This is a genomic window from Shewanella marisflavi (genome assembly GCF_002215585.1).
GTDB classification, from domain to species: domain Bacteria; phylum Pseudomonadota; class Gammaproteobacteria; order Enterobacterales; family Shewanellaceae; genus Shewanella; species Shewanella marisflavi.
Genome location: NZ_CP022272.1, coordinates 153342 through 172004, shown reverse-complemented (window position 1 = coordinate 172004; position 18663 = coordinate 153342). Strand labels below are relative to the sequence as shown.

At 47.7% G+C, this 18663-nt stretch carries 16 protein-coding genes; all 16 read right to left on the bottom strand.

What is annotated here, in order from left to right:
* Nucleotides 1-10 precede the first annotated feature (10 nt).
* The 16 genes from rpsC to rplJ all read right to left on the bottom strand — a co-directional run bounded on the left by rpsC (nt 11) and on the right by rplJ (nt 18473).
* Nucleotides 11-700 carry a 30S ribosomal protein S3 gene (rpsC, locus tag CFF01_RS00815; RefSeq protein WP_033540774.1) on the bottom strand — a complete coding sequence of 230 codons (690 nt, stop codon included), beginning with the start codon at nt 698-700 and terminating at the stop codon, nt 11-13.
* A 9-nt stretch (nt 701-709) separates the two neighbouring features.
* Nucleotides 710-1042 (bottom strand): 50S ribosomal protein L22, encoded by a 333-nt coding sequence (gene rplV, locus CFF01_RS00810; RefSeq protein WP_011863971.1) that lies wholly within the window; start codon nt 1040-1042, stop codon nt 710-712.
* Between the two features lie 15 nt (nt 1043-1057).
* Complete coding sequence (gene rpsS, locus CFF01_RS00805; protein WP_006083596.1) at nt 1058-1336, bottom strand: 30S ribosomal protein S19; 279 nt, start codon at nt 1334-1336, stop codon at nt 1058-1060.
* A gap of 11 nt (nt 1337-1347) precedes the next feature.
* Nucleotides 1348-2175 carry a 50S ribosomal protein L2 gene (gene rplB / locus CFF01_RS00800; RefSeq protein ID WP_033540773.1) on the bottom strand — a complete coding sequence of 276 codons (828 nt, stop codon included), beginning with the start codon at nt 2173-2175 and terminating at the stop codon, nt 1348-1350.
* A gap of 16 nt (nt 2176-2191) precedes the next feature.
* Complete coding sequence (gene rplW, locus CFF01_RS00795) at nt 2192-2491, bottom strand: 50S ribosomal protein L23 (RefSeq protein WP_028774664.1); 300 nt, start codon at nt 2489-2491, stop codon at nt 2192-2194.
* Complete coding sequence (gene rplD, locus CFF01_RS00790; RefSeq protein ID WP_033540772.1) at nt 2488-3093, bottom strand: 50S ribosomal protein L4; 606 nt, start codon at nt 3091-3093, stop codon at nt 2488-2490. The genes rplW and rplD overlap by 4 nt, the downstream gene beginning before the upstream one ends.
* A gap of 16 nt (nt 3094-3109) precedes the next feature.
* Nucleotides 3110-3748, bottom strand: coding sequence for a 50S ribosomal protein L3 (gene rplC / locus CFF01_RS00785; RefSeq protein ID WP_033540771.1), 639 nt, complete (start codon nt 3746-3748; stop codon nt 3110-3112).
* A 27-nt stretch (nt 3749-3775) separates the two neighbouring features.
* Nucleotides 3776-4087: a 30S ribosomal protein S10 gene (gene rpsJ, locus CFF01_RS00780; RefSeq protein ID WP_011070616.1), complete on the bottom strand. Its 312-nt coding sequence runs from the start codon at nt 4085-4087 to the stop codon at nt 3776-3778.
* A gap of 348 nt (nt 4088-4435) precedes the next feature.
* Nucleotides 4436-5620, bottom strand: a complete 1185-nt coding sequence (gene tuf / locus CFF01_RS00775; RefSeq protein WP_088903540.1) for an elongation factor Tu — start codon at nt 5618-5620, stop codon at nt 4436-4438.
* Between the two features lie 79 nt (nt 5621-5699).
* Complete coding sequence (gene fusA / locus CFF01_RS00770; RefSeq protein WP_033540837.1) at nt 5700-7796, bottom strand: elongation factor G; 2097 nt, start codon at nt 7794-7796, stop codon at nt 5700-5702.
* Nucleotides 7797-7871: 75 nt separating this feature from the next.
* Complete coding sequence (rpsG, locus tag CFF01_RS00765) at nt 7872-8342, bottom strand: 30S ribosomal protein S7 (protein WP_011863963.1); 471 nt, start codon at nt 8340-8342, stop codon at nt 7872-7874.
* Between the two features lie 80 nt (nt 8343-8422).
* Nucleotides 8423-8797, bottom strand: coding sequence for a 30S ribosomal protein S12 (gene rpsL / locus CFF01_RS00760; RefSeq protein ID WP_011863962.1), 375 nt, complete (start codon nt 8795-8797; stop codon nt 8423-8425).
* A gap of 189 nt (nt 8798-8986) precedes the next feature.
* Nucleotides 8987-13201 carry a DNA-directed RNA polymerase subunit beta' gene (gene rpoC / locus CFF01_RS00755; RefSeq protein ID WP_088903541.1) on the bottom strand — a complete coding sequence of 1405 codons (4215 nt, stop codon included), beginning with the start codon at nt 13199-13201 and terminating at the stop codon, nt 8987-8989.
* Between the two features lie 82 nt (nt 13202-13283).
* Complete coding sequence (rpoB, locus tag CFF01_RS00750) at nt 13284-17315, bottom strand: DNA-directed RNA polymerase subunit beta (protein ID WP_033540839.1); 4032 nt, start codon at nt 17313-17315, stop codon at nt 13284-13286.
* Nucleotides 17316-17553: 238 nt separating this feature from the next.
* Complete coding sequence (gene rplL / locus CFF01_RS00745) at nt 17554-17922, bottom strand: 50S ribosomal protein L7/L12 (protein WP_033540840.1); 369 nt, start codon at nt 17920-17922, stop codon at nt 17554-17556.
* 53 nt (nt 17923-17975) lie between these two features.
* Nucleotides 17976-18473: a 50S ribosomal protein L10 gene (gene rplJ, locus CFF01_RS00740; protein WP_033540841.1), complete on the bottom strand. Its 498-nt coding sequence runs from the start codon at nt 18471-18473 to the stop codon at nt 17976-17978.
* Between the last annotated feature and the right edge of the window lie 190 nt (nt 18474-18663).

Sequence of the window (18663 nt, the reverse complement as noted above, 5' to 3'; positions counted from 1 at the left end):
GCCAGCTCTCCTATTTACCGCGAGGCTTACGCTTCGGCTGCTGTTTCGGCTCTTCTAGCGCAGGTACAACGCCGTCTAGAACTTCACCTTTGAAGACCCAAACTTTAACGCCGATCACACCGTATTGAGTGTGACTTTCTGCAGTAGAATAGTCGATATCAGCACGCAGTGTATGTAGAGGCACACGACCTTCACGATACCACTCTGAACGCGCAATCTCAGCACCGCCTAGACGGCCGCTCACTTCAACTTTGATACCCTTAGCACCTAGACGCATTGCGTTCTGTACTGCGCGCTTCATAGCACGACGGAACATTACACGACGCTCTAGCTGAGAAGCGATGCCTTCGGCAACTAGCTTCGCATCTAGCTCTGGCTTACGGATTTCAGCGATGTTGATTTGAGCTGGAATACCAGTCAACTTGGCAACTTCGTTGCGCAACTTTTCAACATCTTCGCCTTTCTTACCAATCACAACACCTGGACGGGCAGTGTGAATAGTAACGCGAACACTCTTAGCTGGACGCTCGATAACAATCTTAGAGACTGATGCTTGCTTAAGTTTCTTTTCTAGAAACTTACGCACTTCCCAGTCGCTGCTCAGGTTATTTGCATACTCTGATTTATCAGCGTACCAAGTCGAGATCCAAGGCTTAGTGATACCCAGACGGATACCATTAGGATGTACTTTCTGTCCCATTGCTAACTCCTAGCGATCTGATACAACCACAGTAATGTGGCTGGTACGCTTGATAATACGATCAGCACGGCCTTTAGCACGTGGCATGATACGCTTCATAGTTGGACCTTCGTCTACAAAGACTTTTCCAACTTTCAGCTCGTCAATGTCAGCACCTTCGTTGTGCTCAGCATTAGCGATAGCAGAATCAAGTACTTTTTTAACAAGTACTGCAGCTTTCTTTGGGCTGAAAGTTAAAATTTCTAGAGCCTTAGCAACAGGCAGTCCACGAATTTGATCTGCAACCAAACGACACTTCTGAGGCGACGTACGGGCAAAACGATGTTTAGCTAAAACTTCCATCTTGAGTCTCCCGTATTAACGCTTCTTCGCTTTCTTATCAGCAGCATGGCCGCGATAAGTGCGAGTTGGTGAAAATTCACCAAGCTTGTGGCCGATCATTTCGTCAGTTACGAACACAGGTACGTGCTGACGACCATTATGGACAGCGATGGTCAACCCAATCATGTTAGGGATGATCATTGAGCGGCGAGACCAAGTCTTAATAGGCTTCTTGTCACCCGCTTCCATCGCTTTCTCTACCTTCTTCAGCAAGTGTAGGTCAATGAATGGACCTTTCTTGAGAGAACGTGGCATGGCGAATCCTCTTACTTTTTGTTACGACGACGTACGATGTACTTGTCGGTGCGTTTGTTACTACGGGTCTTATAACCCTTAGTTGGGACACCCCATGGAGATACTGGATGACGACCACCAGAAGTACGGCCTTCACCACCACCATGTGGATGGTCTACTGGGTTCATTGCAACACCACGAACTGTTGGGCGTACGCCTCTCCAGCGCTTAGCACCTGCTTTACCTAACTGGCGTAGCATATGCTCGGCATTACCAACTTCACCTAATGTCGCGCGGCAATCTACAGGCACTTTACGCATTTCGCCAGAGCGAAGACGTAGAGTGGCGTAAGCGCCATCACGAGCTACAACTTGTACATAAGTACCGGCTGAACGTGCGATCTGAGCACCTTTACCAGGCTTCATTTCAACAGCGTGAACCACACTACCTACTGGGATGTTGCGTAATGGCAAAGCGTTACCCACTTTGATTTCAGCATCGATACCAGACTGGATCTTATCACCAGCTTGCATGCCTTTGGCTGCAAGGATATAACGACGCTCACCATCAGCATACAAAACAAGTGCGATGTTTGCGGTACGGTTTGGATCATATTCCAAACGCTCAACCTTTGCAGGGATACCGTCTTTGTTGCGCTTGAAGTCAACAATACGGTAGTGCTGCTTGTGTCCACCACCTACGTGACGAACAGTGATGCGACCAGTGTTGTTACGGCCACCACTCTTAGACTTTTTCGCCAACAGGCCAGCAAAGGGTTTACCCTTATGCAGATCGCTGTTTACCACTTTAACAACGTGGCGACGACCAGCAGAGGTTGGCTTACACTTAATAACTGCCATGATAATTCTCCTTTGCTTACTCAGCGCCGACGAAATCGATGTCAGCACCAGCAGCTAAAGTCACATAGGCTTTTTTCCAATCGCTACGACGGCCAGTACGGGCACCGTGACGCTTAGTCTTACCTTTGTTAACTAGAGTGCGAACTGAATCTACTTCAACTTCGAACAACTTAGCTACTGCAGCTTTAATTTCAGCTTTAGTCGCATCGATAGCCACACGGAAAACTACCGTGTTGTTATTTTCAGCGCAAACAGTACTCTTTTCAGAGATGTGTGGCGCTAGAATAACTTTTAGCAAACGTTCTTCGCTTATCATCCCAGCATCTCCTCGATTTGCTTAACAGCATCGGCAGTAACTAGTACTTTGTTGAACGCGATTAGGCTAACTGGGTCGATACCAGCAACGTCACGAACGTCAACTTTGTATAGGTTGCGTGCAGCTAAGAACAAGTTCTCGTCAATCTCTGGAGTAACAATTAATACGTCTTCCAGGTTCATGTCTTTAAGCTTAGCCTTCAACTCTTTAGTCTTAGGAGCTTCAACACCGAATGATTCAACAACAACAAGGCGATCTTGACGTACTAATTCAGACAGAATGCTCTTAAGCGCTCCGCGGTACATCTTCTTGTTTACTTTTTGGCTGTGATCTTGTGTTTTAGCAGCGAAAGATACGCCACCGCCACGCCAGATTGGGCCTTTAACAGTACCAGCACGTGCGCGGCCAGTACCTTTTTGGCGCCATGGCTTTTTGCCAGAGCCAGTTACTTCTGCGCGAGTCTTTTGAGCACGAGTGCCCTGACGCGCGTTTGCAGCGTATGCTACAACTACCTGATGAACCAGTGCTTCATTAAAGTCACGGCCGAAGGTAGTTTCGGAAACTTCAAGAGCACTCTGTGCGTCTTTCAATACCAATTCCATTACTATCTCCTCAGACCTAAGCTTTAACGGCAGGCTTGATGATCAGGTCGCCATTAGTAGCGCCTGGAACTGCACCCTTAACCAATAGCAGGTTGCGCTCAGCATCTACACGTACAACGTCTAGATTTTGAGTCGTTACTTGCTCGGCACCCATGTGGCCTGACATTTTCTTACCTTTGAAAACGCGACCAGGTGTTTGGTTTTGACCGATAGAACCGTTAGCTCTATGTGCCAATGAGTTACCGTGTGTTGCATCTTGAGTACGGAAGTTCCAACGCTTGATACCGCCTTGGAAGCCCTTACCCTTTGATTGACCAGTAACATCAACTTTCGCTACGTCAGCGAAGATATCAACATTAAGCTCAGCACCTACTTCGATGCCTTCGCCTTCACCATCAGCCAAACGCATTTCCCACAAACCACGACCAGCTTCAACGCCAGCCTTAGCAAAGTGACCTGCTTCTGGTTTAGTGATGCGATTAGCTTTTTTGGTACCAGTAGTAACTTGAAGTGCACGGTAACCGTCAGTTTCTAAAGTTTTCACTTGAGCAACACGGTTAGCTGCAATTTCAATTACTGTTACAGGTATTGACGCACCATCTTCAGTGAAGATGCGAGTCATACCTACTTTACGACCGATAAGACCGATAGCCATCTCTCAAACCTCTTCTAAGGATCTCAATTAACCTAAGCTAATTTGAACGTCAACACCTGCCGCAAGATCTAGACGCATAAGTGCATCTACAGTCTTTTCAGTCGGCTCTACGATGTCAACAAGACGCTTATGAGTACGAAGTTCGTACTGATCACGCGCATCTTTATTAACGTGTGGAGAGATCAAAACGGTATAACGCTCTTTACGCGTTGGTAGTGGGATTGGACCACGTACCTGGGCGCCTGTGCGCTTAGCAGTTTCAACGATTTCCGCAGTAGACTGATCGATCAGACGATGATCAAATCCTTTTAAGCGGATACGGATTCTTTGGTTCTGCATTGACCAGAGCTCCTAAAATGGACACATAAAAAATCACCCTCTAGCTTCTTCCTTACTGGAAAAGCAGAGCGAGATGATTTAACCGTTCGACTCCAAATCGGAGTCGCTGTATTATTTTACGTCGGCTTCGAGAACCGACAATCTTTCGCCTAATGGTTAAGGCGAGGGGCTATTATACTGATCTAAACTCGGAGATCAAGCCCATTGAACGAATTAGCATCACTTTCGCGCTAACTGTCAAAGTGGCGAGTATTATACTCAACTCGATCAGAAAAACCAGCCCTATTTCGAGCAATAAAAAAGGCAGCCTAAGCTGCCTTTTTCAGTGTCAGTTTAAAATCAAAGCAATTAAGCGATGATCTTAGCTACAACACCAGCACCAACTGTACGGCCACCTTCACGGATAGCGAAACGTAGACCTTCGTCCATCGCGATTGGGCAGATCAGAGTAACAACCATCTTGATGTTGTCACCAGGCATTACCATTTCAACGCCTTCTGGCAGTTCGATAGTACCGGTTACGTCAGTTGTACGGAAGTAGAACTGTGGACGGTAGCCCTTGAAGAATGGAGTGTGACGACCACCTTCTTCTTTTGACAGTACGTATACTTCTGATTCGAACTGAGTGTGTGGAGTGATTGAACCAGGCTGAGCCAGTACTTGACCACGCTCAACTTCATCACGCTTAGTACCACGTAGTAGTACACCACAGTTCTCACCTGCACGACCTTCGTCAAGCAGCTTACGGAACATTTCAACACCAGTACAAGTAGTCTTAGTAGTATCTTTGATACCTACGATTTCTACTTCGTCACCTACTTTAACGATACCGCGCTCAACACGACCAGTTACTACTGTACCACGGCCTGAGATTGAGAATACGTCTTCGATTGGCAGAATGAATGCACCGTCGATAGCACGCTCTGGCTCTGGAATGTAAGAATCTAGAGCTTCAGCTAGTTCTAGGATCTTAGCTTCCCACTCTGGCTCGCCTTCTAGGGCTTTCAGAGCTGAACCTTGGATAACTGGTAGGTCATCACCTGGGAAGTCATATTCAGATAGCAGTTCACGAACTTCCATCTCTACTAGTTCTAGTAGTTCTTCGTCATCTACCATGTCACACTTGTTCATGAATACGATGATGAAAGGTACACCTACCTGACGAGAAAGCAGGATGTGCTCACGAGTCTGTGGCATTGGACCATCTGTAGAAGCTACTACTAGGATAGCGCCGTCCATCTGTGCAGCACCAGTGATCATGTTTTTAACATAGTCAGCGTGGCCTGGGCAGTCTACGTGTGCGTAGTGACGAGAAGGAGTATCGTACTCGATGTGAGAAGTATTAATGGTAATACCGCGCTCACGCTCTTCTGGAGCGTTATCGATCTGTGCGAAATCTTTAGCTTCACCACCGTACGTCTTAGTCAGTACGTGAGAGATAGCAGCAGTTAGAGTTGTTTTACCATGGTCAACGTGACCGATGGTGCCAACGTTAACATGGGGTTTACTACGTTCAAATTTTTCTTTAGCCACGATATATTCCTTTCTTTTCAGAAATGCTCAGTCTCGCTGAGCAATAGCATTCAATTATGAGTTATAGACTAGTTTGCGGTTATCCGCGCGCTTCTATAACTGATTTAGCAACATTCTGCGGTGCATCAGAGTACTTCAGGAACTCCATAGAGTAAGAAGCACGTCCTTGAGTTGCACTACGTAAGTCCGTTGCGTAACCAAACATTTCAGATAGAGGTACTACAGCTCGAACGATTTTGACGCCGCCAATGCCGTCGTCCATACCTTCGATCAAGCCGCGACGTCTGTTCAAGTCGCCTACTACATCTCCCATGTAACTTTCAGGGGTAGTTACTTCAACCTTCATACAAGGTTCGAGTAACACAGGATCTGCTTCGAGAGCACCCTTCTTAAAGCCCATGGAACCGGCAACTTTAAACGCCATTTCATTCGAGTCGACATCATGGTAAGAGCCGTCGAACAGCGTCACTTTAACGTCCAGCACAGGGAAACCGGCTAATACACCGTTCTTCATCTGTTCCTGAATACCTTTATCTACTGCAGGGATGTATTCTCTTGGAACAACACCACCAACAACCTCGTTGACAAATTCGTAGCCAAAACCTTCTTCTTGAGGTTCGAGCCGCAACCAAACATGACCAAATTGACCTCGGCCACCCGATTGACGCACAAACTTGCCTTCAACTTCTACACGCGAGCGAATAGTTTCACGATACGCGACTTGTGGTTTACCCACGTTACACTCGACACTAAACTCGCGACGCATACGGTCAACGATGATGTCTAAGTGCAATTCACCCATTCCCGAGATCAGGGTTTGACCCGACTCTTCGTTGGTCTCGACTCTGAATGAAGGATCTTCCGCAGCAAGCTTTTGCAGCGCAATCCCCATCTTCTCTTGGTCGGCCTGGGATCTTGGTTCCACCGCAATCGTGATTACGGGCTCAGGGAACTCCATACGTTCGAGAATAACTTTATGGTCAGCATCGCATAAGGTGTCACCGGTAGTAACATCTTTAAGACCAATGGCAGCGGCGATGTCACCAGCGCGCACTTCTTTGATCTCTTTACGGTCGTTTGCGTGCATCTGCACCATACGACCAATACGCTCACGCTTTTGTTTGACCGAGTTATATACGCCTGAACCGGTTTCCAATACGCCTGAATAAACACGCATAAAGGTGAGCGTTCCAACGAATGGGTCTGTTGCGATCTTAAATGCTAACGCAGAGAAAGGCGCGTTGTCGTCCGCAGGACGCTCAACCTCATTCTCTTTGTCGTCGATACCCTTAATAGCAGGCACTTCGACTGGCGATGGCAAATAGTCAACCACAGCATCGAGAACTGCCTGGACACCTTTGTTCTTAAATGCAGAACCACAGGTAGCTAGCACAATCTCGTTAGCCAGAGTTCGCTGACGTAATGCAGACTTAATCTCTTCTTCTGACAGTTCACCTTCTTCAAGGTATTTATCCATCAGCTCTTCAGAGGCTTCGGCCGCACTCTCAACTAGGTATTCACGCATCTCAGCGGCCTTATCGGCCAGCTCTGCGGGAATTTCTTCATAAGTGAAGGTCATACCTTGATCTGATTCGTTCCAGTTAATGGCCTTCATCTTGATCAGGTCAATGACACCCTTAAACTCTTCTTCTGCACCGATATTTAACTGGATCGGTACACAGGTCGCTCCCAGACGGTTACGTATCTGTCCAACGACGCGTTCAAAGTCAGCACCAGCGCGGTCCATCTTATTGACAAACACTAAGCGCGGGACGTGGTACTTGTCCGCTTGTCGCCATACAGTTTCGGACTGAGGTTCAACACCAGATGAACCACAGAACACAACGACTGCGCCATCAAGTACACGCAGCGAACGTTCAACTTCAATAGTGAAGTCAACGTGGCCAGGAGTATCGATGATGTTGATACGATGCTCAGTAAATTGAGCATCCATACCGCGCCAGAACGTAGTGGTTGCCGCCGAGGTGATAGTAATACCACGCTCCTGCTCCTGTTCCATCCAATCCATGGTGGCTGCGCCATCATGAACTTCACCTATCTTATGAGACATACCGGTGTAGAAAAGGACACGTTCTGTTGTTGTGGTTTTTCCTGCGTCAACGTGAGCACAAATACCGATATTACGGTAGCGCTCAATTGGAGTTGTACGAGCCACGATTAAACCCTCTTTACTAAGGTAAAAACCTTAGTGATGTAAAACATGGTGCAGGCAAACGCCTGCACCAAAAGATTACCAGCGGTAATGAGCAAACGCTTTGTTTGCTTCTGCCATACGATGCACGTCTTCGCGCTTCTTAACAGCAGTGCCTTTATTTTCGGCAGCATCTAGCATTTCACCAGCTAGACGTAGAGCCATAGATTTTTCACCACGCTTACGAGCAGCTTCAACTAACCAGCGCATCGCTAGTGCGTTACGACGCACAGGACGAACTTCACATGGTACCTGGTAAGTAGAACCACCAACACGACGAGACTTAACCTCGACAGTTGGGCGAACGTTATCCAGGGCTGCTTCAAGGATTACTAGGTGCTCTTCGCCTTTCTTTTCAGCGACAACATCTAGTGCCTTGTAAATGATTTTTTCAGCAGTCGACTTTTTGCCGTCCTGCATAATGACGTTGATGAACTTAGCCAGCAACTCACTATTAAATTTTGGATCTGGTAGGATTTTACGTTGTCCTACAACGCGACGTCTTGGCATAACAATTTCTCCGTATGCTTCAGGGACCCCAAAACTGGAATCTCAATTATCTCTAGCTTGGCCTTACTTAACGGAAAACGTTAAGACTTAGGACGCTTAGCTCCGTACTTAGAACGTCCTTGACGACGCTCACTAACACCAGCACAGTCTAATGCGCCACGAACAGTGTGATAACGAACACCTGGTAAGTCTTTAACACGACCACCACGGATTAGAATCACGCTGTGTTCCTGCAGGTTGTGGCCTTCACCGCCGATGTACGAAGTTACTTCGAAACCGTTAGTTAGACGCACACGAGCTACTTTACGTAGTGCAGAGTTAGGTTTTTTAGGTGTGGTTGTGTACACGCGAGTACAAACACCACGTTTTTGTGGACACGCATTCAACGCAGGCACATTAGTCTTGATGACTTTTGGCGAGCGAGGCTTACGTACCAACTGGTTTACAGTTGCCATGTATAGCTCCGAATCAGTTGAATAAACTCAACAGTAAGGTGTGAAAAATCTATATCCCACAGGTGTGGGACGCGAAATTTTAGAAAGGTAATGGGTCGCTGTCAAGAAATAGCCAACTTTTTACCCAATTTAAGTAAAAAAAAGGCACCAGCGGTGCCTTTTTTACAATCTATTTACCAACAGACCTGATTAATCAGGGCTTCCCGCCAGGTTTAATAGATCGGCAAGGTTCTGCTCTGCTTCACTGGCACTGATAGCCGGCACTTCTTCTGCCGGACCACTTTGTGCTGCCTGATTACGCTTGTTGTGATACGCATAACCAGTACCCGCAGGGATCAGACGACCCACGATCACGTTCTCTTTCAGGCCACGTAGCTTATCGCTCTTACCGCCTACGGCAGCTTCGGTCAATACGCGCGTGGTTTCCTGGAAGGATGCAGCTGAGATAAATGACTCAGTTGCCAACGATGCCTTGGTGATACCGAGCAGTTCACGTTCGAACTTAGCAGGTGCTTTGCCTTGCGCTTCAAGTTCGCGGTTAGCGATCTTCACGCGTGACACTTCAACCTGTTCGCCCGGTAGGAAGTCACTGTCACCAGACTCAGTGATCTCACACTTACGCAGCATCTGACGGATAATCACTTCGATGTGCTTATCGTTAATCTTCACGCCCTGTAGACGGTATACGTCTTGGACTTCGTTAACGATGTAGTTAGCCACCTTGTGGATACCACGTAGACGCAGAATGTCGTGTGCAGCTTCTGGACCGTCGGCGATCACTTCACCGCGTTCAACTTTCTCACCTTCGAACACGTTCAGGTTACGCCACTTAGGAATCATCTCTTCATATGGCTTACCACCATCAGCAGGCGTGATAACTAGACGACGCTTACCTTTGGTCTCCTTACCGAAGGAGATAGTACCTGAGTACTCAGCCAGAATCGCAGGCTCTTTTGGCTTACGCGCTTCGAACAAGTCAGCAACGCGTGGTAGACCACCGGTAATATCGCGAGTCTTAGACGATTCTTGTGGAATACGTGCAAGCGCGTCACCCACGGCAATTTGTGCATTATCGTCTTGGTTAACAATCGCCTTGCCTGGTAGGAAGTACTGAGCTGGTACTTCGGTACCTGGGATCATCAAGTCGTTGCCATCGGCACCAACCAGACGAATCGCAGGACGCATCTCTTTACCAGCAGAAGGACGTTGACCAACATCTAGCACCACGATTGAAGAGAGACCCGTTAGTTCGTCGGTTTGACGTGTCATGGTGACACCTTCAATCATATCGACAAACTTAATGCTACCCGCTACTTCAGAAACGATTGGGTGAGTATGCGGATCCCAGTTAGCGATGACTTCACCGGCGTTAACCGATGCATCTTCTAGCTTCTCCAGGATAGTACCGTAAGGCACCTTGTAACGCTCTTTCTCACGACCCAGCTCATCGATAATCGCGATTTCAGATGAACGCGATACGATAACCAGCTTACCGTCTGTGTTGCTAACGTGCTTAGCGTTGTGCAGCTTAACGGTACCGGCATTCTTCACCTGTACGTTGTTCTCTGCAGACGCTCTCGATGCCGCACCACCAATGTGGAAGGTACGCATCGTCAGCTGTGTACCAGGCTCACCGATTGACTGAGCGGCAACAACACCGATAGCTTCACCTTGGTTGATCAGATGACCACGTGCCAAGTCACGACCGTAACACGCCGCACATACACCGAAATCAGTGTCACAGCTAATTACTGAACGTACGATAACTTCATCGATAGAGTGCTCTTCGAGCTTGTCACACCAAGCCTCGTCAAGCAGCGTGTTGCGTGGAGCAAGCACATCTTCAGTACCTGGGTAGTAAACATCTTCTGCAACCACACGGCCCAGAACACGCTCACGTAACGCCTCAACTACGTCACCACCTTCAATCAGCGGCTTCATGGTCAGACCTTCGTGGGTACCACAATCTTCTTCGATAACCACTAAGTCTTGTGCAACGTCAACCAGACGACGAGTCAGGTAACCCGAGTTCGCTGTCTTAAGTGCCGTATCCGCTAGACCCTTACGCGCACCGTGAGTAGAGATAAAGTACTGGAGTACGTTTAGACCTTCACGGAAGTTCGCGGTAATTGGGGTTTCGATGATCGAGCCATCTGGCTTAGCCATCAGACCACGCATACCCGCTAGCTGACGAATCTGTGCAGCACTACCACGAGCGCCTGAGTCGGCCATCATATAGATGCTGTTAAACGAAGCTTGTGTCTCTTCTTCGCCATCACGGTTAATCACTGTCTCGGTAGACAGGTTATCCATCATCGCTTTAGAAACCTTTTCGTTCGCACTTGCCCAGATATCGATAACCTTGTTGTAGCGCTCACCGGCGGTTACAAGACCCGACTGGAACTGCTCCTGGATCTCAAGTACTTCAGCTTCTGCATCAGCAACAAGCGTGTACTTCTCATCCGGGATCACCATGTCGTTGATACCTACAGAGGCACCCGATACGGTCGCAAAGTGGAAACCGGTATACATCAATTGGTCAGCAAAGATAACTGTATCTTTCAGACCCAGCTGACGGTAACAGGTGTTCAGTAGCTTAGAGATCTGCTTCTTGCCCATGTTTTGGTTAACCAAATCATAAGACAGACCTTTTGGCAGTACCTGAGACAGTAATGCACGACCTACAGTCGTATCGACAATGCGACGTGACTCGGTATGCTCACCATTTTCACCAATAGTGGTTTCAGTGATACGAACCTTAACGCGAGCATGTAGCTCGGCAAAACCAGTGCGGTAAGCTTTTTCAACTTCTGCAACTGATTCGAAGGCCATACCTTCACCGCGGCCGTTTACACATTCACGGCTGGTGTAGTACAGACCCAATACAACGTCCTGTGACGGTGTGATCACCGGCTCACCGTTTGCAGGTGACAGAATGTTGTTGGTCGACATCATGAGTGAACGTGCTTCTAACTGAGCTTCTAGCGTCAGTGGCACGTGAACCGCCATTTGGTCACCGTCGAAGTCAGCGTTATAGGCCGCACACACTAATGGGTGCAGTTGAATCGCTTTACCTTCAATCAGTACAGGTTCGAACGCCTGAATACCCAATCTGTGCAGTGTTGGTGCACGGTTAAGCATTACTGGGTGCTCGCGGATCACGTCATCAAGTACGTCCCAAACCTCAGGTACTTCGCGCTCAACCATCTTCTTAGCCGCTTTAATTGTCGTGGCTAGACCGCGACCTTCAAGCTTGCCATAGATGAATGGCTTAAACAGTTCCAGTGCCATCTTCTTAGGAAGACCACACTGATGTAGACGCAGAGTAGGACCAACGGTAATTACCGAACGGCCTGAGTAGTCAACACGCTTACCGAGCAGGTTCTGACGGAAACGACCTTGCTTACCTTTGATCATATCGGCCAAAGATTTAAGCGGACGCTTGTTAGAACCCGTAATAGCACGACCACGACGACCGTTATCTAATAGCGCATCGACAGACTCTTGCAGCATACGTTTTTCGTTACGTACGATGATGTCTGGTGCCGCCAGGTCTAGTAGACGCTTCAAACGGTTGTTACGGTTGATCACACGACGATAAAGGTCGTTCAAATCAGACGTAGCAAAACGACCGCCATCTAGCGGAACTAGAGGACGTAGATCAGGTGGCAGAACCGGTAGCACCTTGAGGATCATCCACTCTGGCTTGTTGCCTGAAGTGAAGAAAGCTTCAATGAGCTTTAGACGCTTAGTGATCTTCTTACGACGAGTCTCAGAGTTGATCGATGGCAGCTCTTCGCGCATCTCTTCAATCTCTTTCTCAAGATCGATAGCACGTAACAGCTCAAGTACCGCTTCGGCACCCATCTTAGCTTCAAACTCATCACCGTACTCTTCGAGTGCGTCGAGGTAGTTTTCTTCAGTCAGCATTTGGCCGCGCTCAAGGCTGGTCATGCCAGGCTCGATCACTACAAATGATTCGAAGTAAAGTACGCGCTCGATATCACGCAGAGTCATATCCAGCATCAAACCGATACGAGACGGAAGTGACTTCAAGAACCAAATGTGTGCCACTGGGCTAGCGAGATCGATGTGACCCATACGCTCACGACGCACTTTAGTCTGGGTAACTTCTACGCCACACTTTTCACAAATCACACCACGGTGCTTTAGACGCTTATACTTACCGCATAAACACTCGTAGTCTTTAACTGGACCAAAAATACGCGCACAGAACAAACCTTCACGCTCAGGCTTGAAAGTACGGTAGTTGATGGTTTCTGGCTTCTTAACTTCACCAAATGACCAAGAGCGGATCAGATCTGGCGACGCTAGGCCGATCTTGATGCCTTCAAATTCTTCAGTCTTGCTTTGCTGTTTCAGAAACTTTAATAAGTCTTTCACGTTTCTCTCCTGAAGGAGTTAAACCAGGTGCCCTGCTCTCGCAGAGCACCGTTTATTGCCAAACTTCGGCGATGGCCAAGTCTTACTCTTGATCCAACTCGATATTAATACCGAGTGAACGGATCTCCTTCAGCAATACGTTGAAGGACTCAGGCATACCTGGTTGCATCTGATGGTTACCGTCGACGATGTTCTTATACATCTGAGTACGACCGTTAACGTCATCAGACTTAACAGTAAGCATTTCTTGTAGAGTGTAAGCAGCACCGTATGCTTCAAGTGCCCATACTTCCATCTCACCGAAACGCTGACCACCAAACTGAGCTTTACCGCCCAGAGGCTGCTGAGTAACAAGACTGTAAGAACCTGTTGAACGCGCGTGCATCTTATCGTCAACCAAGTGGTTAAGTTTAAGCATGTACATGTAACCAACGGTTACTGGGCGTTCAAACTCATTACCGGTACGACCGTCAAACAACTTAAGCTGTCCAGAGGTTGGCAGACCTGCTAGTTCTAGCATTTCCTTAATCTCTTTCTCTTTCGCGCCGTCGAATGCCGGAGTCGCAGTCGGAATACCGCCTTTGAGGTTCTTAGCAAGACGTAGAACTTCTTCATCGGTGAACGAGTCGATATCGACCTGCTGCTGCACGTCTTCACCTAATTCGTACACCTTCTTGATGTAGCCACGAAGCTCTGCAAGTTCACGCTGCTCTTCAAGCATAGCGGTGATGCGATCACCTATGCCCTTGGCTGCGGCACCTAAGTGCACTTCAAGAACCTGACCTATGTTCATACGTGATGGTACACCTAGTGGGTTCAAGACGATGTCCACTGGGTTACCCTTTTCGTCGTACGGCATATCTTCAACTGGGTTGATCTTAGAGATCACACCCTTGTTACCGTGACGACCCGCCATCTTGTCACCAGGCTGGATAGTACGCTTAACCGCTAGGTAAACCTTAACGATCTTAAGTACGCCAGGCGCCAAGTCATCACCTTGGGTGATCTTACGGCGTTTAATTTCAAACTTCTTATCGAAGTCAGCTTTTAGCTCTTCATGCTGCTCGGCTAGCTGCTCAAGCTCAGTTTGCTTACCTTCGTCATCAATGGTTTGCACCAATAGTTGAGGACGTGGCAGTGCATCAAGCTCTGCTTCGCTAAAGCCTGAAGCGGCTAACAGGTTACGTGCACGGCCAAAGACACCTTCTTCAAGGATCTTGAACTCTTCGGTCAGGTCTTTCTTAGCCTGAGCGATGTGCATCTCTTCGATCTCTACCGCACGCTTGTCTTTCTCAACGCCGTCACGGGTAAACACCTGAACGTCGATGATAGTACCCTTAACAGAGTTAGGTACGCGTAGAGAGCTGTCTTTAACGTCAGAAGCCTTCTCACCGAAGATAGCACGCAATAGCTTCTCTTCTGGGGTCAGCTGAGTTTCACCCTTAGGTGTAACCTTACCAACTAGGATGTCGCCACCCTTCACTTCTGCACCGATATAAACGATACCTGACTCGTCCAGCTTAGATAGCGCAGACTCACCAACGTTAGGAATATCGGCAGTGATCTCTTCGCTACCCAGCTTAGTATCACGAGCGATACAAGAAAGCTCTTGAATGTGGATAGTGGTGAAACGATCCTCTTGCGCTACGCGCTCAGAGATTAAGATCGAATCCTCGAAGTTGTAACCGTTCCAAGGCATGAACGCGATACGCATGTTCTGACCAAGTGCCAAATCACCTAAATCGGTAGACGGACCATCGGCTAGAACATCACCACGAACAACTGGATCGCCAACGCTACAACATGGGCGCTGGTTGATACATGTGTTCTGGTTAGAACGGGTGTACTTGGTCAGGTTGTAGATGTCGATACCCGCTTCACCAGGTGTCAATTCATCTTCATTGACCTTAACCACGATACGGCTTGCATCGACATAATCAACGTAACCGCCACGCTTAGCCGCAACAACCACGCCTGAGTCAACAGCCAATGTGCGCTCAATACCTGTACCAACTAGAGGCTTGTCAGCTCTAAGTGTTGGTACCGCCTGACGTTGCATGTTCGCACCCATCAATGCACGGTTCGCATCATCGTGTTCTAGGAACGGAATCAAAGATGCCGCCACAGAGATGATCTGTTGTGGTGATACGTCCATATATTGAACGTCTGCAGCACGCATAAAGGTAGATTCACCCTTATGACGACACGCGATCTGCTCTTCAACCATACGGCCAGTCGCATCAACTTCGATGTTCGCCTGAGCGATCACATAACGACCTTCTTCGATAGCTGACAGGTAGTCGACCTGGTCAGTGATCACACCATCAACTACCTTGCGGTATGGTGTTTCTAAGAAGCCATAAGAGTTAGTGCGCGCGAAGCTTGCTAACGAGTTGATCAGACCAATGTTTGGACCTTCAGGGGTCTCAATTGGACATAGACGACCATAGTGAGTTGGGTGAACGTCTCGAACCTCGAAACCTGCACGCTCTCGGGTCAAACCGCCTGGGCCAAGAGCCGAAATACGACGCTTGTGAGTCACTTCTGACAGCGGGTTGTTTTGGTCCATGAACTGAGACAGCTGAGATGAGCCGAAGAACTCTTTCACTGCCGCAGAAATTGGCTTAGCGTTGATCAGATCTTGTGGCATCAGCTCGTTAAGATCGCCAAGGCTTAGACGCTCACGTACGGCACGTTCTACACGAACAAGACCGACACGGAACTGGTTTTCAGCCATTTCACCAACACTACGGATACGACGGTTACCCAAGTGATCGATATCATCCACTTCATCATTACCGTTACGGATCTTGATGATGTTTTGCATTACTGCAACGATATCTTCTTTGGTCAGGATACCTGTACCTTCGTCATCATCGATACCGAGACGACGGTTGAACTTCATACGACCTACTTTAGACAGGTCATAACGCTCTTCACTGAAGAAGAGGTTTTGGAATAGCGCTTCGGCAGCATCTTTGGTTGGCGGCTCGCCAGGACGCATCATGCGATAGATTTCAACCAAAGCCTCTAGACGGTTAGTGGTTGAATCGATACGCAATGTGTCAGAGATGTAGGCACCGTGATCAAGCTCGTTGATGTACAGGGTGTCGATCTCTTTGATGCCGGCCATAGATAGCTTAGCAAGATCTTCAAGGCTGATTTCGGCGTTAGCAGAAACCAATACTTCGCCCGTATCTGGGTCGATGTAATCTTGTGCAGCGATCTTACCTGAAATGTACTCAACAGGTACTTCAAGCTCTGTGGTATTTGTCTTTTCAAGTTGACGAATGTGACGTGCAGTAATGCGACGCCCTTTCTCAACTAAGATGTTACCTTCAGCATCTTTGATGTCATAGCTAGCAGTCTCGCCACGTAGACGGTCTGCAACTAGCGTCATCACCAAGGTATCTTTCTTGATCTTGTACTGAACACGTTCGAAGAACAGATCTAGGATATCCTGGGTAGAGTAATCCAATGCACGTAGGATGATTGACGCCGCAAGCTTACGACGACGGTCAATACGCACAAACAGTGCATCTTTAGGATCGAATTCAAAGTCTAACCATGAACCACGGTAAGGAATAATACGTGCGTTATAAAGCACCTTACCAGAAGAGTGGGTCTTACCACGGTCGTGATCGAAGAATACACCTGGACTACGGTGTAGCTGAGATACGATAACACGCTCAGTACCATTGATAACAAAGGTACCGTTTTCAGTCATCAGAGGGATATCCCCCATGTAGACTTCTTGTTCTTTGATGTCTTTTACTGTGCCAGGCGCAGCTTCACGATCATACAACACCATACGCAGCTTAACGCGTAGTGGCGCAGAGTATGTAACACCGCGAATTTGACACTCTTTCACATCAAAAACTGGCTCACCTAGCTTATAGCTGACATATTGCAGCTCTGAATTACCAGAAAAGCTCTTGATGGGAAAAACGCTACGGAAAGCGGCTTCTAAACCACGCTCACCTGTAGGATCTTGATCGGTGAACTTCTTAAACGAGTCCAACTGGATTGACAGAAGGTAAGGGATATCCAACACTTGTGGACGCTTACCAAAGTCTTTGCGAATACGCTTCTTTTCAGAATAGGAGTAAACCATGGGTTTCCTCTGATTGCGAGATATGACCAAGACTGAAACAACCTTAGGTTGCAACAGCACGTTTGCCCATCACCGTTGAAAGCAAGAACCTAACCAATAATCTCTGCTAGGAACTGCGAAATCTGGCGACAAACGGTGAAAAAAAAATCGCCTACGCTTACAGCGCAAAAAAGGCCGACGGTTAAAAAACCGCCAGCCTCCGCCCGATCACTCGGGAGGTTGTAAGTTAGAGTATAACTTACTTGATCTCTACTGCAGCACCAGCTGCTTCAAGTTCAGTCTTAAGAGCTTCAGCTTCTTCTTTAGAGATAGCTTCTTTAACAGCTACTGGAGCTGATTCAGCCATACCTTTGGCTTCTTTCAGGCCTAGACCTGTAGCGCCACGAAGAGCTTTAATTACTGCAACTTTGTTGTCGCCGTGTGAAGTAAGAATTACGTCGAATTCTGTCTTCTCTTCAGCAGCAGCGCCTGCATCAGCACCACCAGAAACAACAGCAGCAGCGGCAGATACGCCGAACTTCTCTTCCATTGCTTCGATTAGTTCAACAACTTCCATTACAGACATTTCTGCAAGGGCTTCTAAGATTTGGTCTTTAGTGATAGACATAACAAAAAATTCCTAATTGTACTGAATTCAATTTATTTAAGCGGCTTGTAAAATTAAGCAGCTTCTTTCTGATCGCGTAGAGCGGCCAATGTACGAACGAACTTGCCAGCTGATGCTTCTTTCAGAGTCATCATGAACTGTGCTAGTGCTTCTTCGTATGTTGGTAGTTTTGCTAAACGATCAATGTCGCTTGCAGGGATTAATTCCCCTTCAAAGGCTGCTGCTTTGATTTCAAATTTCTCTTGCGCTTTAGCGAAATCTTTAAGAAGACGCGCAGCTGCACCTGGGTGCTCATTAGAGAATGCAATCAAAGTAGGACCAGTAAACGTCTCAGCTAGGCACTCAAAAGCAGTACCTTCAACAGCGCGCTTAACTAGTGTGTTACGTACAACTTTAACGTAAACACCAGATTCACGAGCGGTTTTACGAAGACCGGTCATATCACCTACAGTTACACCGCGAGAATCGGCAACAACTGCAGATAAAGCACCTTTGGCAGCTTCGTTGACTTCAGCAACAATCGCTTTTTTGTCTTCGAGTCTTAATGCCATTGGCTTTACTCCTGGATTCAATCTAGGGAATTCCCTAGCAATTACCATACTAAGTATCAAAATACTCAGTTACTTACGGCGCGAATATCCAGGCAGAATAAAATCTATCTGGGGTCCGACACCGTCTACGTAGGAAATTAAGTTAACGCTATCGCTAACACCTACGATCTTGGACGTGAACTAAATCCAC